15 protein-coding genes are annotated in these 18,399 nt (G+C 34.3%); 9 read left to right on the plus strand and 6 right to left on the minus strand.

The features are described from left to right. Window positions 1–13: 13 nt before the first annotated feature. The 3 genes from ABZP37_RS09820 to ABZP37_RS09830 all read left to right on the plus strand — a co-directional run bounded on the left by ABZP37_RS09820 (window position 14) and on the right by ABZP37_RS09830 (window position 2,408). Window positions 14–724, plus strand: coding sequence for a tRNA threonylcarbamoyladenosine dehydratase (locus ABZP37_RS09820; protein ID WP_366182596.1), 711 nt, complete (start codon window positions 14–16; stop codon window positions 722–724). A 104-nt stretch (window positions 725–828) separates the two neighbouring features. Continuing rightward, a complete protein-coding gene (locus ABZP37_RS09825; RefSeq protein ID WP_366182597.1) occupies window positions 829–1,482 on the plus strand; it encodes an HAD family hydrolase in 654 nt (217 codons plus the stop codon). An 83-nt stretch (window positions 1,483–1,565) separates the two neighbouring features. Then, a complete protein-coding gene (locus ABZP37_RS09830) occupies window positions 1,566–2,408 on the plus strand; it encodes a DUF2911 domain-containing protein (protein ID WP_366182599.1) in 843 nt (280 codons plus the stop codon). A 336-nt stretch (window positions 2,409–2,744) separates the two neighbouring features. On the opposite strand, the gene ABZP37_RS09835 is transcribed toward ABZP37_RS09830, so the two are convergent. From ABZP37_RS09835 to ABZP37_RS09855, 5 genes are all read right to left on the minus strand, one after another. Then, entirely contained in the window at window positions 2,745–4,469 is a 1,725-nt protein-coding gene (locus tag ABZP37_RS09835; protein ID WP_366182601.1) for a sodium:solute symporter, read from the minus strand. Between the two features lie 122 nt (window positions 4,470–4,591). Continuing rightward, window positions 4,592–7,117, minus strand: coding sequence for a PIG-L family deacetylase (locus ABZP37_RS09840; RefSeq protein WP_366182602.1), 2,526 nt, complete (start codon window positions 7,115–7,117; stop codon window positions 4,592–4,594). Between the two features lie 145 nt (window positions 7,118–7,262). Further along, on the minus strand, window positions 7,263–7,673 hold the full coding sequence (locus ABZP37_RS09845; RefSeq protein ID WP_366182604.1) for a hypothetical protein: 411 nt from the start codon (window positions 7,671–7,673) through the stop codon (window positions 7,263–7,265). Window positions 7,674–7,960: 287 nt separating this feature from the next. Beyond that, the gene (locus tag ABZP37_RS09850) at window positions 7,961–8,419 is read right to left on the minus strand and encodes a hypothetical protein (protein WP_366182606.1); all 459 of its coding nucleotides are present in this window, start codon (window positions 8,417–8,419) and stop codon (window positions 7,961–7,963) included. Window positions 8,420–8,746: 327 nt separating this feature from the next. Continuing rightward, window positions 8,747–9,148, minus strand: a complete 402-nt coding sequence (locus tag ABZP37_RS09855; protein ID WP_366182607.1) for a DNA polymerase III — start codon at window positions 9,146–9,148, stop codon at window positions 8,747–8,749. Here ABZP37_RS09855 and ABZP37_RS09860 point away from each other — a divergent pair. After that, entirely contained in the window at window positions 9,135–9,356 is a 222-nt protein-coding gene (locus ABZP37_RS09860) for a hypothetical protein (protein ID WP_366182609.1), read from the plus strand. The genes ABZP37_RS09855 and ABZP37_RS09860 overlap by 14 nt on opposite strands. A 28-nt stretch (window positions 9,357–9,384) precedes the next feature. Here ABZP37_RS09860 and dnaX read toward each other — a convergent pair whose 3' ends face one another. Continuing rightward, on the minus strand, window positions 9,385–10,470 hold the full coding sequence (gene dnaX, locus ABZP37_RS09865) for a DNA polymerase III subunit gamma/tau (protein WP_366182611.1): 1,086 nt from the start codon (window positions 10,468–10,470) through the stop codon (window positions 9,385–9,387). 517 nt (window positions 10,471–10,987) lie between these two features. Here dnaX and ABZP37_RS09870 point away from each other — a divergent pair. From ABZP37_RS09870 to ABZP37_RS09890, 5 genes are all read left to right on the plus strand, one after another. Then, complete coding sequence (locus tag ABZP37_RS09870) at window positions 10,988–12,760, plus strand: DNA mismatch repair protein (protein ID WP_366182613.1); 1,773 nt, start codon at window positions 10,988–10,990, stop codon at window positions 12,758–12,760. A gap of 1,070 nt (window positions 12,761–13,830) precedes the next feature. Next, complete coding sequence (guaA, locus tag ABZP37_RS09875; protein WP_366182615.1) at window positions 13,831–15,360, plus strand: glutamine-hydrolyzing GMP synthase; 1,530 nt, start codon at window positions 13,831–13,833, stop codon at window positions 15,358–15,360. A 107-nt stretch (window positions 15,361–15,467) separates the two neighbouring features. After that, a complete protein-coding gene (locus tag ABZP37_RS09880; protein WP_366182617.1) occupies window positions 15,468–17,462 on the plus strand; it encodes a LysM peptidoglycan-binding domain-containing protein in 1,995 nt (664 codons plus the stop codon). Then, on the plus strand, window positions 17,462–17,863 hold the full coding sequence (locus ABZP37_RS09885; protein WP_366182619.1) for an OsmC family protein: 402 nt from the start codon (window positions 17,462–17,464) through the stop codon (window positions 17,861–17,863). Before ABZP37_RS09880 ends, ABZP37_RS09885 begins: the two co-directional genes overlap by 1 nt. Before the next feature lie 297 nt (window positions 17,864–18,160). Further along, on the plus strand, window positions 18,161–18,394 hold the full coding sequence (locus ABZP37_RS09890) for a DUF3820 family protein (protein ID WP_366182621.1): 234 nt from the start codon (window positions 18,161–18,163) through the stop codon (window positions 18,392–18,394). Window positions 18,395–18,399: the final 5 nt, after the last annotated feature.

An 18,399-nucleotide genomic window follows, 5' to 3' on the forward strand; every position in this document is an offset into this window, starting at 1 on the left:
ACAAAAATAAAAAATGGCAGAGTGGACAGAAAGAGCAGAACTTTTATTTAAAAAAGAAGGATTAGAGAAATTACAAAATGCTCATGTATTGGTAGTTGGCTTAGGTGGCGTAGGTTCTTTTGCAGCCGAATTTTTGGTTAGAGCAGGAGTTGGAAGTTTGACCATTGTAGATGGAGATGTTGTGGATATCACCAATATCAACAGACAATTGCCAGCCTTACATTCTACAGTTGGGCAACCAAAAATTGATGTTGTTGGAGATCGTTTGATGGATATTAACCCCGAATTAAAGTTAATCCGAATTAAAGAATTTCTTTCGCCCGAAAGGGCTTTTGAAATAGTTACTACGGATTATAATTATGTAGTGGATTGCATAGATAGTGTGACTCCAAAACTTAATTTAATTATTGGCGCAAAGAGAAAAAGAGTTAAAGTTATTTCGAGTATGGGTGCTGGGGGTAAAATGGAAGCTTCCAAAGTACAAGTGGCAGATATCGGTAAAACCGTAAATTGCTTTTTTGCAAAAACCATTCGCAAGCGATTAAAAATGGAAAAAATAGACAAAGTAAAAGTTGTTTTTTCATCTGAAATACAAGATGATTCAAGTTTGAAGATGACCGATGGTTCCAATTATAAAAAATCTTTTTATGGTACGAATAGCTATATGCCAGGATTATTTGGTTTATACGCTGCCGAAACTGTAATTCGATATTTAATAAAATAATTAAAAATAGAGGAAAGTAGAACCACGAGCTACTTCCATTTCGAATATAAATTCCGATTTTTTATAAAATTAATTCGTGATAATTCGTGGCAAAAACAAACAAAATGATACAAACAATAATTTTTGATATGGACGGTGTAATTGTAGATACAGAACCCGTACACCGTTATGCTTATTTTCAACATTACAAAGAATTAGGACTTGATGTTTCCGAAGAGCTGTACACTAGTTTTACAGGCCTTTCGACTAGAAATACCTATCAGAAATTAAAAGATAGATTTGGTTTCGAGGGAGAAGTCGAGGATATGATTCTTAGAAAGAGAGCCTTATTCAACGATGCTTTCGACAGTAAAGAAGATTTACAACTTCTGGATGGAGTAGAAAACTTAATCAAAGATTTTTATAATAACGGAATGCAGTTAATTTTAGCTTCCTCAGCTTCCAAAGTGACTATCGAACGAGTTTTTACACGATTCAATTTACATCCATATTTCACTCATATTGTGAGCGGAGAAGATTTTCCACAGTCGAAACCAGATCCGGCTATTTTCTTGCATGCAGCTTCACTTTCAGTTGCACCCAAGGAAAACTGTATTGTGATTGAAGATAGTACTAATGGAGTAAAAGCAGCTAAAGCGGCCGGGATTTTTTGTGTAGGTTACAATAGTGTACATTCAAAAGATCAAAACTTAGATTTAGCGGATAAAATCATTAGTCATTTTGACGAATTGAATCATGCAGCTGTTGTTCAGTTTTAGTAGTTTAGTAGCAATGGTTTAGGTATTATTTAACAGCAAAACGGTTTTCTATTTTGTAATTTTGCAAGATAAAATTATTCGACATGAAAAATATATTGATAGCATTTGCTGTTTTTTTATCACAATTTGCAATGGAGGCGCAAATTAAAACGCCACAACAAAGTCCTAAGGCAGTACTCAACCAACAAGTTGGTCTTACAGATGTGGAGGTGGTTTACAGCAGACCATCCGCTAGAGGAAGGAATGTCTACGGTAATTTAGTTCCTTTTGGAAAACTATGGAGAACGGGAGCCAATGAAAATACACTGATTAGTTTTAGTGATGATGTTGTCATTGACGGAAAGACTTTGCCTAAAGGGAAATATGCCCTATATACGATTCCAAATATTCAAAGTTGGGATGTTATATTTTATAAAACCACTGATAATTGGGGGACTCCTAAGGCTTATGATGAAGCAAATGTAGCTTTGAAAGCGAAAGCGAAAGAAATTGCTTTGCCGCAGTCAGTAGAAACCTTCACTATTGGAATTAACGGTTTAGACAATGATTCGGCAAATTTAGATTTAGCTTGGGAACATTCTTTCGTTAGTTTAAAGTTTGAAGTACCGACTCAAAAGAACGCCATGGAAAGTATCCAAAAAGTACTTGGAGGAGCTACTGGCGCTGACTATTATTCAGCTGCACAGTATTACTTTCAATCCAATGCCGATATTACTAAAACTGAAAGTTATATTGATAAAGCTTTGGCGTTAACTCCTGAAAAACCATTCTTTTACTTGCGTTTGAAAGCTTTAGTTCAAGCTAAAAAAGGAGATAAAAATGGTGCCATTGAAACCGCTAAATTATCGATGGCTGCAGCTGAGAAAGCAGGAAATCAGGATTATGTAAAAATGAATAAAGACAGCATCAATGAATGGAGTAAGTAATTTGCTTATCTCATAAAAATATAAATCCCGTTTCATGCCAAATGAAGCGGGATTTTTTTTGGCCGTTCCCCGCCGAAATCCCGAAAGGTTTGGAGCGGGGCTTATACTCACTGCAAGTCCTCAACAAGTTCTGCTATCGCTACACTTGTTTGTGGGCTTTCCTCCCGAAACTTCGGGACTATCCCTCAAACTGCACAATAGGTTATTTTTTTTGTTCCACATTTCATCAAGATTAGAAGCTGGCTTAACCACAAACAAAAAGTTTTAATCGGGGTTAATTTGAGTAATCTGTGTTAATTGTTCAACTAAATTAATTAGTGAAAATAGTGTCTGTTTTTAAACCACTCGTGGTTCCGCGTTTTTGCGCAACAACACCTGCAACAACATAGACAATACAATCGTCAACATCGCACCAATAAAGTTCAACCATAAGTACCCTAACGTTTCTTTACCGCTTGGGTAAATACTATTGGTAAAATAATAAATGGCAAAAATGGCCAACTGACTGATTACAGCACTATAAAAAATGGCTTTTGATTTTACAAATTTGAAGTAAAAACCAACCAAGAAAATTCCCAATACAGTTCCATAAAATATGGAGCCAATAATATTGACAAGCTGAATTAAATTTTCGAATAGTGTTCCAATACAAGCAAAAAGGATGGCAATAATACCCCAAAGTAAGGTAAAAAACTTAGTGGCATTCAAATAATGTTTTTCTGTTTTTTCTACTTTTAAATTACGTTTGTAAATATCAATAGCTGTAGTTGAGGCTAATGCGTTCAATCCTGAAGCCGTAGATGACATCGCCGCTGAAATTATTACAGCCAATAATAGACCAATCAACCCCTTGGGTAAATAATGAAGAATAAAATGAAAAAACACATAATCCTTGTCGTTGGTTTCGCTATTAGGGTCTGCTTTTAGAATAATTTCTTTGGCTCGCTCTCTCAAATCTTTTTCTTTCAATGACAAGGCAACTAATTCTTTCCTCAAAATAGGATTGTCAAAATCTTGATTCAGCTGGTCGATGTACAATAAGTTGATTACTTTTTTGTCTTCAGATAGCGTGGTAAGATCTTTTTCTAAAGCATGGTATTCACCTTTAAATTTAGATTTTTCAATCGCAATTTTGTTATTTGGATTAAAGTTTAAAGGAACTGGGTTGAATTGAAAAAAGACAAAAACCATTACTCCAGTCAATAAAATAAAAAACTGCATCGGTACTTTCAAGAATCCATTCATAATCAACCCCAACTGACTTTCACGCACCGATTTCCCTGATAAGTAACGTCCTACCTGCGATTGGTCAGTACCAAAGTACGCCAATGCCAAGAAAAAACCACCTGTAATTCCGCTCCAAAAAGTGTATTTGTCTTCTGGATCTGTAGAGAAACTAACGATATTCATTTTAGAATTGGCACCTGCAATATGAAGCGCATTGCTAAAAGTCATGTCGTTAGGCAAAAAACGTAAAATCAAGAAAAAGGTAATAAACATCCCCGACATGATGACAAACATTTGCTGTTTTTGAGTTACGTTAACCGCTTTGGTTCCTCCTGAAAAGGTATAAACGATAACTAACGTTCCCATGACAATATTCATGTACGTTAAATTCCAGCCCAATAATGCGGATAAAATAATGGATGGAGCATAAATTGTCAACCCAGTTCCTAATCCTCTTTGGAACAAAAATAAAACAGCTGCTAACGAACGGGTTTTTAAATCAAAACGCTTTTCTAAATATTCGTAGGCTGTATAGACTTTGTATTTGTGGTAAATAGGAATAAAAGTCAAACAGATGACTATCATTGCTATAGGTAGGCCAAAGTAAAATTGCAAAAATCCCATACCGTCATGATAAGCCTGTCCAGGTGTGGATAAAAAAGTAATGGCGCTAGCTTGTGTTGCCATGACAGATAATCCTACGGTATGCCAAGGGGTTTCGTTTCCTCCTAAAATAAATTCTTGAACATTTTTACTCCCTTTTGTTTTCCATGCCCCATAAATCACAATAAATAATAAGGTGACAATTAGTACAATCCAATCAAATAACTGCATCTTTTATGAGTATAATTTCATTATTAAAAAGAAAATAGTGATGTAAATAGCATTAGCAATCAACACCCAAGTGTAATCTTTTTTCCATTTTTCCGACTTTTTTGGTTCCATGCTATTTGTTTTTAGGGTTTTGTATTGGGAACAGTTTCGGTATTCCTGTTTTGTAAGGAAATAAGATTGGCCATCAATCGATAAGCTCCCGCCACTCCTTCTGGTAATTCTCTAAAAAAGCTTAATCCGGTATAAACATAGTATCCTTTGCCGTAGGGCGCTACTAATAAAGCTCCATCTTTAGGACTTTCGCCCGTATCATTGGACGATAAAATAGGAGTAAAGGCAGGGTCATATTCATTAGGGTAATACAAACCTTGTTCCTGTGTCCATCCTGTAAAATCGGCTTGAGTTATTTTGTTAGGGTAGTTTAAAACGGGATGATTTGGAGCGAGAAAGCGAACTTTTACGTTTTCTTCGGTTACTCTATCATTTGATAAAGTTATTGGATAAGGGCCTAATTGTACGCCTGCCAATAAGTTTGGAGTGTTGTATTGTACAATCATCGTTTTACCTTCTTTGATAAAATCAAATAATATTTGTTGTTTGTTGACCAAAGGTTTAATCGTATTGTATGCTCTGATTCCTGTAATAATAACATCAAAGGAGGCAATACTCTCAGCGGTAATTTCTTCTGGGTCTAAAAAGAAAAGATCATAGCCCATTTGTAATAAACTGGCAGGAACAGCATCTCCTGCACCCATAATATAACCCACTTTTTGTGGGCCAATTTTGATGTCTAATTTGATGAATTTAGATTCAGCAGGCTGCAACACCTGTTGTTTGGTAATATGTGGATATTCAATATTCACTTGCTCTGAACTGAATTTCTTTCCATCTACAATTATACTGTTTTTAGCGAATATTTCACCAGCTAAAGCAGGAGGAGTCACTAGAAATTGAAAGATTTTTTCATTTCCCTTTTTTGGTATTTCGACTTCAATTTTTTCGGGTGTAACAAGCCAGTTTTTGGGTAATTCAAGTTGTAGTTGTCCTTTAATACTGTCTTTTCCAGCTTTGACTATGATCGCTATTTCTTTAGGTTTGTCATTGTTAAAAAGAATTACTTTTTCTTGAAAACTAGTAGAGACTTCGGGGATGATATCTAAAAACTGATACATTTCGCCTTTTGTCGGGTGGTTGAATTTGTACACTATAGGTTTTTCTATAGTAATATCTAGTCCGTTGATATTGAGATTGAAGAATATTTTGTTGTTTCTGATGATATCTGGAATTCCAATATCTTCGGGGTCTTTTACAGTATACATTCCCAACGTTCCCGTTTCTTTCAGCCAATAAGGCGCTGTAAAATCACTTGTTATAGGTACATCAATAAAAATACTAATTTTATTGACGATGTTGTTATTCAAAGGTCGGTTTTGCGTAGTCGTAATTTGTTCAGGAAAAGTGGTAATGCTTTCTAATTTAATTTTAGCATCGGTACGATTAATTGCTTCTAAAGTAAGCTGAACAGTATTACCAGGACAGACTGCTTGTAGATTGGCAACGGCTTCCAGATACAATCCTGCACAATTGGTAATACAATTTTTAATTTCTTCAGATTTGATGGTTTTCCAATGCGATTCGTCCAATAACTGAATCATTTCGTATGCTTTGACCAAATTTGGAATACTTTTATAAGGATTGGTAAAATCGTATTTAGTAATAATTTTAGTAATTAAGTCTCCAATAGGTTTTCCACCAACAACACGGTTCCAACTGGTATCAATTCCATCAAATAAATCCAATTTAGATTTTTGTCCGTTAATTTGTTCCAAATATTCAATTTCTACCCCACGGGTTCCGGTACTTCCAAAACCTTGTGATTGGTGACAACTTCTGCTCAAAGCAGAAATCTCCGAATTGGATTTGCCTAAATTAGTATAATATACGTCTGTTTGAAGCGTAAGAAAATTGGATTTATCAGCAGCATCAAATTTCTCTTGACTCCCATAAAACCAATAAGAAGGATTGAAAAATTGTTTTGTGACTTGCCAAGGTTCCACGTAAGCCAATTGTTCAGGAAAGGCTGTGGTAGTATTAGATAAATCAAAACTTTCGAGACTTAATAATGCCGAAGCCGAATGATGACCATGAGTGTTTCCAGAAGTGCGATGATCAAAGCGATTGATGATAAGGTCCGGTTTAAATTTACGAATAGCCCAAACGATATCTGCTAATACTTGCTTTTTATCCCAGATTTGTAAAGTTTCTTGAGGCGTTTTGGAAAAACCAAAATCATTAGCACGGGAAAAAAATTGTTGACCACCATCAATTTTCCGAGCTTCTAGTAATTCTTGGGTGCGAATAACTCCCAATTGTTCCCGTAGTTCTGGACCAATTAAGTTTTGCCCTCCGTCTCCTCTTGTTAATGAAAGGTAAGCAGTTCGTGCTTTTTTTTCATTAGATAAATAAGAAATTAGTTTAGTGTTTTCATCATCTGGATGGGCAGCGATATACAAGACTGAACCCAAAAAATTAAGCTTCTGGATTTGGTTGTAAATCTCAGCTGAATTCGGCTTTTGTGGCTTTTGAGCCGAAATTATTTGGAAAGAAAAAAGGAATAATAAAAAGAATTTATTAATGTATTGATACATCTTTTTTGAGATTAATTTGCAATAGAGTCAAATGTAGTAATTATAATTTTTTATGACCGTTTTTTTTAGTTTTCTTATCAAAAGAAAGAGCACCAATGATGCTCTTTCTAGTTGAATAACCTATTAATAATTTACAATATAGTCTTTAGTGTTTTCCTTTGTTTTTATTTGACTTACTTTTTTTATGATCATCGTGGTCATTATCTTTGCTTGATTTGTAATGATTTTTGTGATTGTCATAGTGACTATAAGGTTGGTTTCCTCTATACCCTTTAAGAGCAATTTTTTGACATTTTTTTAAATCATAATGACCATAACGGGATGGTAAGTGTTTCGCTCTTACCCAATTATTACCATTTAAATAAATGAATATGGAAGCATGGGTGTCGTAGTATGCATTTACTTCGGGGATGTAATAATAATCTACTGTTGAGTACCCTTGTACAGGAGCCCAAACGGGACGTGGACCTATATTCACGTTTACGGATACTTGGGATTGAACCGAACTTGACACAACAAATAAGACGCCTAAGGCTAATAATTTTAATGTTTTCATGATTTCTAAAATTTGATTGTGTTGAATTTATTTAATTTATTTTGTATATGTATATTTTCAATAATTATGCCAAAACTATATAAATATACGTATAATGAGTTTGATTTTAAGTTGAAGTAAATAGATTAAATAAAATTGATTTTAAAATGTTTGCCTTTTTTAAAATAGGTTTTTGAAAGGAAAGGAATTATTGTTGTGTTTATGATTTATTAGGATATAACTATAAAAAAAGAGTGCTTAAAAGCACTCTTTTTAGTTAATCAATCTAAATTTACATTATTTAGGAATTAATGTTTTTTGTAATGTTTTTTATCTTTTTTGTAGTCATCTTTATCATGGTGATCGTGGTCATCGTATCGGTCAGAACGGTCGTATCTATCATGATCTCTTTCTACATAGACTACACGTTGCGGAGTTCTGTGGTTGCTATAATGTTCGTAAGGACGATTTCCTCTATAACCATTCAAAGCTACTGTATGGCAATTATTCATATTTACATTTCTATATTGATATGGTACATTTCTTGATCGTACCCAGTTGTTACCATTTTGATATACATATACTGAAGCACGAGTATCGTAATAAGCATGTACTTCAGGAACGTAATAAAAATCGACTGCTGCATATCCTTGGGAAGGTGCCCAAACAGGTCTAGTTCCTATGTTTAAACTTACGGACACTTGCGCTTGAATGGAACTAGTTGCTGCAAACAGAATTCCTATGGCTAATAATTTTAATGTTCTCATGATTTCTATAATTTTAATTGTTTTGTTTGTTTCAGTGTTATTGTTGAAAGGATATTTTCAACAACTGTGCCAAAACAATTTTATAGATGCTGTGAGGTTATTGTTTTTGGTGCTTTTGTAATCTTTAAAAACTTGAAATATAATGAGTTATGTTCATTTTAAAATACTAGAATTTAAATTTTAAATCTGAGTATTTGGTGTTTTTATTTAATTAAAAGTATTGGATAAAATTATTTAGAGCGAATAAATAGTTCTAAATAATTAAATTTTGATAGATGATGTTTAATAAAATATTTTAATCTGGGGCTAATAAAAAGACAATGATTGTTATGCATTCACGTCCAGTCCGAAAGTATTTCTTAAAAGTTCAATATTAGGATTGAGTTCTAGTAAGCGGTTGTAGCGGTCTTGATCGTTTAAATTTCGTTTGTTTTGTATGGTTTCATTCACAATGACCTCAATCGTAATATCGTGATTGTGTAAATGACCACGTAAATGACCTAAAAGTCCAATTTTTTCACTTTCAAAATCTAGTTTAGAACCTTCATTGGGTAATTCAATGGTAATTGCACAACCAGCGTTTAACTTAGGGTCATTAATCATCAATAAAGATTCCATGATGCGATATCCTTTTTCTCCAAGCTTTTTAGCGTAGTTATTCCACTGAATCAACATTTCAGTTTCCGTAAATAATTCTGTGGGTAAAACAGTATATGTGACTGGTTTCACAAAGTTTTTACTGTTTTCGACCAATGCTTTTTTGGCACGAATACTTGTTAACGAAAAAGCAGAAACATTAGGGCCGTCAAAATTTGGTGTTTCTTTTTTTACAGGAACTATTGGTGTTTCTTGTATTTCAGAGGGTGCAGGAACTGTTTTGGGAGTATCAACGGTTGCTGTAGTTTCCTTTACTGACGTTTGGTCTGCAATCGAATAATCACGTTTCCTAAAATAAGTAGGTGGTATTATGAAAGACTCAACTTTTTTTTTTCTCCATCAAAAGTGATAGAGGCAAGTTGCATTAGGCAAAGTTCAACGAGTAAACGTTGGTTTTGACTCAGTTTGTATTTCAGATCACAATCATTGGCGATAGCGATTCCTTTTAGTAAAAAGTCGGCTTCACATTTTTGAGCTTGTATCCCGTATAGTTTTTGAGCTTGTTCTCCTGCTTCTAGTAATGTTAGCGTTGCAGGCGTTTTGCTGACTAATAAATCCCTAAAGTGACTCGCTAATCCCGATACAAAATGATGTGCATCAAACCCTTTTGACAAAACAGCATCAAAAGCCATTAATAAATCCGGGATTTTATTTTCAATAATTAAATCGGTGATATTGATATAGGTTTCATAATCAAGAACGTTTAAGTTCTCGGTTACGGATTGTCTCGTTAAATTGGTCCCACAATAAGAAACCACACGGTCAAAAATAGACAACGCATCACGCATCGCGCCATCCGCTTTTTGAGCAATGATATGTAAAGCATCATCTTCAAAAGTGATTCCTTGACTAGTAGCTACTTCCGCCAAATGTTCTTTGGCGTCTTTGACAGTGATTCTTTTGAAGTCAAATATTTGACAGCGAGAAAGTATCGTTGGAATGATTTTGTGTTTTTCGGTCGTTGCCAAAATAAAAATGGCGTGTTTTGGTGGTTCTTCCAATGTTTTCAAGAAAGCATTAAAAGCCGCAGAAGAGAGCATGTGCACCTCATCTATAATGTACACTTTGTATTTTCCGGTTTGTGGCGGGATACGTACTTGGTCAATCAAGTTTCGGATATCATCCACAGAGTTGTTCGAAGCCGCATCCAATTCGAATACGTTAAAAGAGAAATCTTCTTCCAAATCATCATAACCGGGTTGGTTTATTTTTCGAGCCAAAATCCTAGCACAAGTTGTTTTTCCAACTCCTCTAGGACCAGTAAACAACAGTGCCGAAGCCAAGTGATTGTTCTCTATAGCATTCAATAAAGTATTGGTAATAGCCTTTTGACCCACAACATCTTTAAATGTTTGAGGACGGTATTTTCTAGCCGATACGATAAATTGTTCCATAGGTTTGTGTATTCGAAAGCAAATATAAGACTTGAAAAACCATTTACAAAATTTATATTTAATGGTCTTTTAGATTAAGATTAATAAGTAGCTTTTTTGGAACACAGATTGAAGAAATTGGAAAAATATTAGAAATAGTTAAGTTATCATAATCTGTATTAATCCTCTTAATCAGTGGCTAATAAAAATGAATATGTGATAATTTGCGGAATTTGTGGTTCGAAGAATATCGTACGTTGAATTTTTAGAACACAGATTTGAGAAATTAAAGAAATCTATAAAATTTTCTTAGTTTAGAAAATAGAATTAATCCTCTTAATCAGTGGCTAATAAAAATGAATTTGCGGTAATTTGTGAAATTTGTCGTTGATGACAAAGTATTCTATGTTTCCCCTGCAAGTATAACGCCTAAACTAAGTTCAAAGATTAATCTATGATTCTATGTGTTAAAAAAAACTAGTAAACTAAAAGTTCACAATACTGAAATACTATATTTGCTTACCAATTAAAAGCAGTCATGGAAATATATCATTCAAAAAAAGCCAGTTTAGAAAACGATTTAAAAGCCTTAAACAAAAAATATAGTTCCATTAGTATATTACGATTGCTGGCAATTGTTGTTTTCGGTACGAGTATTTATTATTACATTCAAAATAGCGAAACACTTTTTGCAATTGCTGCAGTTGTCTTTTTTATTGGATTTATTGTCTTGATGAGATTTCATTCTAAGTTGCAATTCGAAAGAAAAATTCAAGAAGCATTATTAGAAATAAATATCAACGAAATAGATTTCCTCGAAAATAAAAAACTGACATTTGAAAACGGAATAGAATTCAATGACTTTCATCATCCGTATGCGTATGATTTGGATATTTTTGGCGAACATTCTTTATTTCAGAACCTCAATAGAACGGCGACTTATATTGGAAAGAAAACCTTAGCCAATCAATTATTGAATGTCGCAACAGTTGCTATTATTAAAGAAAACCAAGATGCCGTTCAAGAATTGACTCAGAAATTAGACTGGAGACAAGAGTTTTCGGCTTTCGCCAAAATCACCAAGGACAATCAATCCAGTTATAGTGATTTACTGAAATGGAGTAAATTTAATAGTGACCCTTTGCCACGTTGGGCAGTGCTGTTTTCGTTTATAAGTCCTGTTGTTTTGGTTGGTGTTTTTGTGGCGTATTTGGTGACTTCAAATACAGTTTTGATTAATAGTTTATCGTATTTATTTATTCTTAACTTAATCGTTTTGGGTAAATTTTTAAGTCGAATTAAAATCGAAATAGCTAATTCAGATAATATTGACAGCATCAGTAAGCAATATAGTTTCTTGCTTCAAAAAATAGAAAATGAAACCTTTCAATCTGCGAAACTAAAAGGGCTACAACGCAAATTAACATTCAAAACTGAAAATGCTAGTATTCACTTAAAGAAATTATCAGAACTTTTTTCGAATAATGATACGATAGCGAATTTGATTACTGCCGTTTTATTCAACGGAACATTTTTGTTTAATGTCCATGTTTTAAAAAGTTTGATTCACTGGAAAAAAGAACATGCACACGCACTCGAAGAATGGCTAGAAATCATTGGTGAAGTGGAAGCTTTGAATAGCTTAGCGAATTTTGCCTACAACAATCCTGATTTTATATATCCCGAACTGAATTCAGATTTCCAAATACAATTTAAAGATCTTAGTCATCCTTTGTTAAGTTCTAAAACTAGAGTAGGGAATGACGTTAGTTTTAATCCACAATCGTTTATGATTTTGACGGGTTCCAATATGTCGGGCAAAAGTACGTTTTTGAGAAGTTTGGGTGTTAATATGGTGCTGTCTGGAATAGGTTCTGTAATCTGTGCTTCAGAAGCCAAAGTACATCCTTTGCCTGTTTTTGTTTCGATGCGATTATCGGATTCTTTGACTGATAGTGAATCGTATTTTTATGCCGAAATCAAACGCCTGAAACAAATCATGGATGCACTCGAAGAACGACCTGCTTTTGTATTACTAGATGAAATCCTAAGGGGAACCAACTCTGACGATAAACGCAATGGAACAATTGAAGTAGTAAAAAAAGTAATTGCTCAAAAAGCCGTTGGAGCAATAGCCACTCACGATATCGAAGTTTGTTTGACAACCAATAATTTTCCAGATACTTTAATTAACAAATGTTTTGAAGTCGAAATTCAGAATGACGACCTTCACTTTGATTACAAACTAAGAGATGGTGTTTGTCAAAATAAAAGTGCTTCTTTCTTGATGAAAAAAATGGGCGTTATTTAGAAGGAGGTTTATTAAACATAAAAAGCACAGCTTTTCGTTGCGTATAAAACCACTAAAGTAAATTGCAGCTATACGTTATGTTTTTAAGCTATTTAAGAAATTGAGGCTCATATAACTGTTGGTGCAAAAACAAACTCAATAAATTCATTGCGAGGAACGAAGTAATCACGTCTGCTGCTTTACTTTCAGTTTTTAAATCATTTGATTCTGCAAGATTTTTTGTTGAATATCTCCTTGTGGATTTTCTTTGCGGACACAGGAATCCCGAAGCGTCGGGACTGTGCTAACTACTGTCTGTAAACGTGCGCGATCGGGGTTAAAAACACTATGACTAGTGAATAATAACTAGTTAGTTTTTTTTCTTTTCCAATCTATATTGAAAAACGTATTATTTAATATTGTAAATATTAGTAAAAGAATAATAGACATTAAAATCATTGGATACTTCCAGTGTAGTCTGTAATTTGTAAAAGAAAAAACAACAAACCAATTTGTTCCCAAAACTAAAAAGGGAACGGAACATATTGTTTTAACTATGTTCGTTGTAGTTTTTTTTCTAAAAAGTATAATAGCTAAACAAATTACAATTGGAAGTAAAAGTCTAAATTGTAATACTCCTGTAGTTGAAGTTTTATAGCTTAAGTCAATGTCTTTAGTTTCAATATGTGTCAGGATAAAATTTATCAATATTAAAATATAAATGGAATATTTAATTATTCTATTGCTTTTTTCTTCCATAGTTACTTCACGTAAATTTTAATCTCCACAAGTTTAATGATCTTTCTTCAACTCACAAAACATCCCTCCAAGTTTTTTCTGTCTTTTTTCAACTCGTCAATCCTTGCAAAATCTCGCGTGAAGGATAGAGGCAATCCGCCGCGGCGGAGCCGAAAGCCTACCACCACTATAAAAAGGGGCTTTGTAAACGCAAACTGCTTTTATCCCCTTTTTATAGTGGAGGCAAGCCTAGATGATTATTTTTAGGAGTATTAAAAGTGACTTTTGGGAAGAGTAAAAAAAATATATAATTCCGTTTTTACAATCCAAATTTTAAAAGTAATTTTGCGCCCATGCAACACAACGTACTTATTTTAGATTTCGGATCGCAATACACTCAGCTGATTGCGCGTAGAGTTCGCGAATTAAATATATTCTGCGAAATTTTTCCTTACAATCATTTTCCAGATGATTTGTCCAGTTATAAAGCAGTAATTCTAGGAGGTAGCCCTTTCTCTGTACGCGGAGAAGATGCGCCACACCCAGATTTGTCGCAAATACGTGGCAAATTGCCATTGCTTGCCGTGTGTTACGGGGCGCAATATTTGTCTCACTTTTCGGGTGGCGAAGTTGCGGCATCGAACACGAGAGAGTATGGTAGAGCGAATTTGTCATACATTAAGGAAGACGAAGTTTTCTTTGAAGGGATTTCGCCAAATAGTCAAGTTTGGATGAGTCATAGTGATAGTATCAAGGCGTTACCAACCAATGGAGTTAAATTAGCAAGTACTCACGATGTGGAGTTTGCGGCTTACAAAATTGAAGGGGAAACGACTTATGCGATTCAGTACCATCCAGAGGTTTTTCACTCAACTGAAGGTGGAAAAATGTTGGAGAACTTCTTGGTGAAAATTGCCGAAGTGCCTCAAAACTTTACACCAAACGCTTTTGTTGAAGAGATGGTGGCAGAGTTGAAAGAGAAAGTAGGGGATGATAAAGTAGTTTTGGGACTTTCGGGTGGAGTAGATTCTACTGTTGCGGCAGTTTTATTGCACAAAGCGATTGGAAAAAACCTTTACTGTATTTTTGTAAATAACGGTTTGCTTCGTAAAAACGAATTTCAAAGCGTACTGGATCAATACGAAGGTATGGGCTTGAACGTGAAAGGAGTAGATGCTTCGGAGCGTTTTTATACTGCTTTGGCGGGAGTTACAGATCCTGAGTTGAAAAGAAAAGCGATTGGGAATGCTTTTATTGAAGTTTTTGATGCTGAATCACACCTTATTGAAGATGTGACTTGGTTGGCTCAAGGAACTATATATCCTGATGTAATTGAATCGGTTTCGGTAAAAGGACCTTCGGCTACGATTAAATCTCACCATAATGTGGGTGGCTTACCTGATTATATGAAATTGAAAATTGTAGAGCCTTTACGCATGCTTTTCAAGGATGAGGTACGTAGAGTAGGAGCTTCATTAGGAATTGATCCTGAATTGTTAGGAAGACATCCTTTTCCGGGACCTGGATTATCGATTCGTATTTTAGGAGATATTACCTTGGAAAAAGTACAAATCTTGCAAGATGTTGATAAAGTTTTTATCGACGGGTTGAAATCTTGGGGATTGTATGATAAAGTTTGGCAAGCAGGAGCGATTTTGCTTCCTGTGAACAGTGTTGGTGTTATGGGTGATGAGCGAACGTATGAAAAAGTGGTTGCCTTGCGCGCGGTAGAATCTACTGACGGAATGACGGCTGACTGGGTACACTTACCTTATGACTTCTTGATGAAGGTGTCTAACGACATTATCAACAAAGTAAAAGGAGTGAATAGAGTGGTGTATGACATCAGTTCTAAACCGCCAGCAACTATTGAGTGGGAATAAGCACAATTAGTTTATTGGAATAAATATAGAAACGGTATCAAATTTTTGGAATAAAATTTGATACCGTTTTGTTATCGTTGAAATAATAATTTCTATAAAATTAAATAATGAAGTACTTTTTTGCCTGTATTCTTAGCTTTTTTTTAGTTGTACAATCTAGTTTTTCTCAAGGGAAAACCATCACACATAAAGTTGCGGCAGATGAAACTATTATTCAGATTGCTCAAAAATACCAAGTAACGCCCTATGATATTTACCAACTCAATCCAGACGCTCAAAGAGGATTGAAGCCAAATACGGTTTTGTTGATTCCAAATAAAGCAGGATACAAACCTGCTGTTGTGCCAGCTGTAAAACCTACTGTTGTATCTGCAGCTGTGCCTGATAAAATTATTTTGAAAACGACTTCCCACGAGGTGATGCCAAAGGAAACGATGTATGGTATTTGTAAAAAGTACAATCTTACAGAAGAGGAACTTATAAAATCTAATCCCTTTTTAGAAACTGACGGTGTACAAATTGGACAAGTTTTACTTATTCCAACTAAAAATACGGCTAAAGCAGTTGAGAAATCAGTAGTAGTCCTTGTTCCTGAAAAGACATTATATCATGAAGTCCTTCCTAAAGAAACGAAATATTCGATTGCGAAACAATACGATTTAACGATTGAAGAATTGGAAAAATGTAATCCAGAGATAATTTCAAATTTCCCTATTGGATTTAAATTATTGATAAAAGGAAACCGACCAAAGGAAGTAACTCCTATAGAAACGGTAGGGTTTAAAAAAGAGAGTAGTATACCAAGTCCGTTGAATTCAATACCTCTGATGGAATATACAAGTTATGAGGTGAAGCCTCAAGAAACTTTATATAGTTTGTCTAAGAAGTTTGATTTGACGCAAGAGGAGTTAATTGCGCTTAATCCTATTATGAAAACAGGTGTTTCTATTGGGATGCTTTTGAAAGTTCCTGCGAATATCATTTCCAATTTTCAAGAGAAAAAAGAATTTGGTTCCTTGTCTAAAATCATTGCTGAAGGGAGGCGTAAGCGATTGGTGATGTTATTGCCTTTTAATATTCCGAATGTAGAAGGAGATACCGTTAATTCGACAATGGAAAGATTGAAGAAAGATAAGTTTTTGAATATGACTTTAGAGTTTTATTCTGGAGCGTTGATGGCAATTGATTCGGCTAAAGTGTTAGGCTTGCCAATTGATATTGAGATTTATGATTCACAAGAAAATAAATATGGTTCTAATGTGGCTTCGCTTATTCAGCGTAAGAAGCTGGACAGTGCTAATGCTATTGTTGGGCCATTCTACCAAAGTAATGCTGAGGTGGTGGCAAAATTATTAACAGAAACCAATACGCCAGTTATTTCTCCATTGTCTAAAGATGTAGGGAATCCGTTTCGTAATTTATACCAAACCATTCCTTCGACTGATGCGGTAAAAAATACCATGTTTGATTTTATGCGTGCCAATGGAGGGAATATCATGGCAGTAGTAGATAGAAAGAAAATATCTATTATTAAATATATCAAGGAGAACCAAAAAGGAGTTTCTTTTGTAGCTTTTACAGATCGAGGAAGCGTTTCCGTTGAAAGTTTTAAAAGTCTTTTGGTAAAAGGGAAGATGAATTATGTGGTGATGGAAACCGCTAATACTTGGATGATAAAAACGACCATAGCTATGATGTTAGGGGTAAAGAATGAATACGAAGTGCAATTAGTGATTTTGGAGCCTAATGATACCTTAGATTTTGAAGAAATAAAGTTTGATAATTTGGTCAAATTAAAACTGATGTACCCATCAGTTACTCGTGAAAGTGTAAGTCCTGAAGCTATGGTTTTTGATAAAAATTATAAAAAAATTAATAATATTTATCCAGGAACCTATGCTACTCGTGGTTTTGATGTGACTTTTGATACCATGATGCGATTGGTTCAGGATGTGAAATTTGAAGAAACGGTTAATTCAATAGCGACCAAGCAAATCGATAATCAGTTTGAATATTACCGTAAATCAGATGGTGGATATACCAATAAAGGCGTGTTTATCCTGTATTACGATTCAGATTTAACTATTAAAGAAGCAAAATAATGACCTCAAAAGTAACTTATTTAGGAGATTTAAGAACATCGTCTATTCACTTACAATCAGGAACTGAAATTATTTCTGATGCGCCAATAGATAATAACGGAAAAGGAGAAGCGTTTTCACCAACAGATACTGTGGCCAATGCTTTAGCAAGTTGTATGTTTACCATTATGGGGATCAAAGCGAGAGACATGCAAGTGGATTTAGCTAGTTCAACTGCGTCTGTTACTAAAGTCATGAAAGCAGCGCCAAGGATGATTGCTGCAATCGAAATTGAATTTGATATGAATGTTATGGTTGATGATAAAACCAAAACCATATTAGAACGAGCGGCGATGACTTGTCCCGTTTTCTTGAGTTTACATTCAGATATCGAAAAGAAAATTAGTTTTAATTGGGGGTAGTTTTTTTAGAATATTGATTTTATAAATAAAAAATCAGAAGTAATTCTTTTAATTAGAGGCAATGTATAAGCTATTCTTACATATTATTTTATAATTTAAAATAATTTTACAGAGTAATCTTTGTGTCCTTTGAAAGTGACACGCCTAAAATAAAGACAAATAAAATTGTATGTCTCTGTATGTTTCAAAAAAGAATCTAGATTGCCGTTTTAGACACGAATAGAATTTACCAAAAATAAAACTTAGTGTATCTCTGCGTTCCCTTTGAGAATCTCTGCGGAGCCAAAAATGATATAAATGGATAAAAATCAAGAACAACTCATTAAACTAGCACATACCAAGATGCCTTTTGGTAAATACGAAGGACGCTATTTAATCGATTTACCTGAGTATTACGTAGTCTGGTACCACAATAAAGGATTTCCGAAAGGCGAATTAGGGCAACAACTCGAATTAATTTATGAATTAAAATTAAATGGTTTAGAGGAATTGATACGAAATATTAAAAAAAGGTATCCAAAAACTAGATAATTAGT

The sequence above is a fragment of the Flavobacterium ovatum genome, from assembly GCF_040703125.1.
Classification (GTDB): Bacteria; Bacteroidota; Bacteroidia; order Flavobacteriales; family Flavobacteriaceae; genus Flavobacterium; species Flavobacterium ovatum.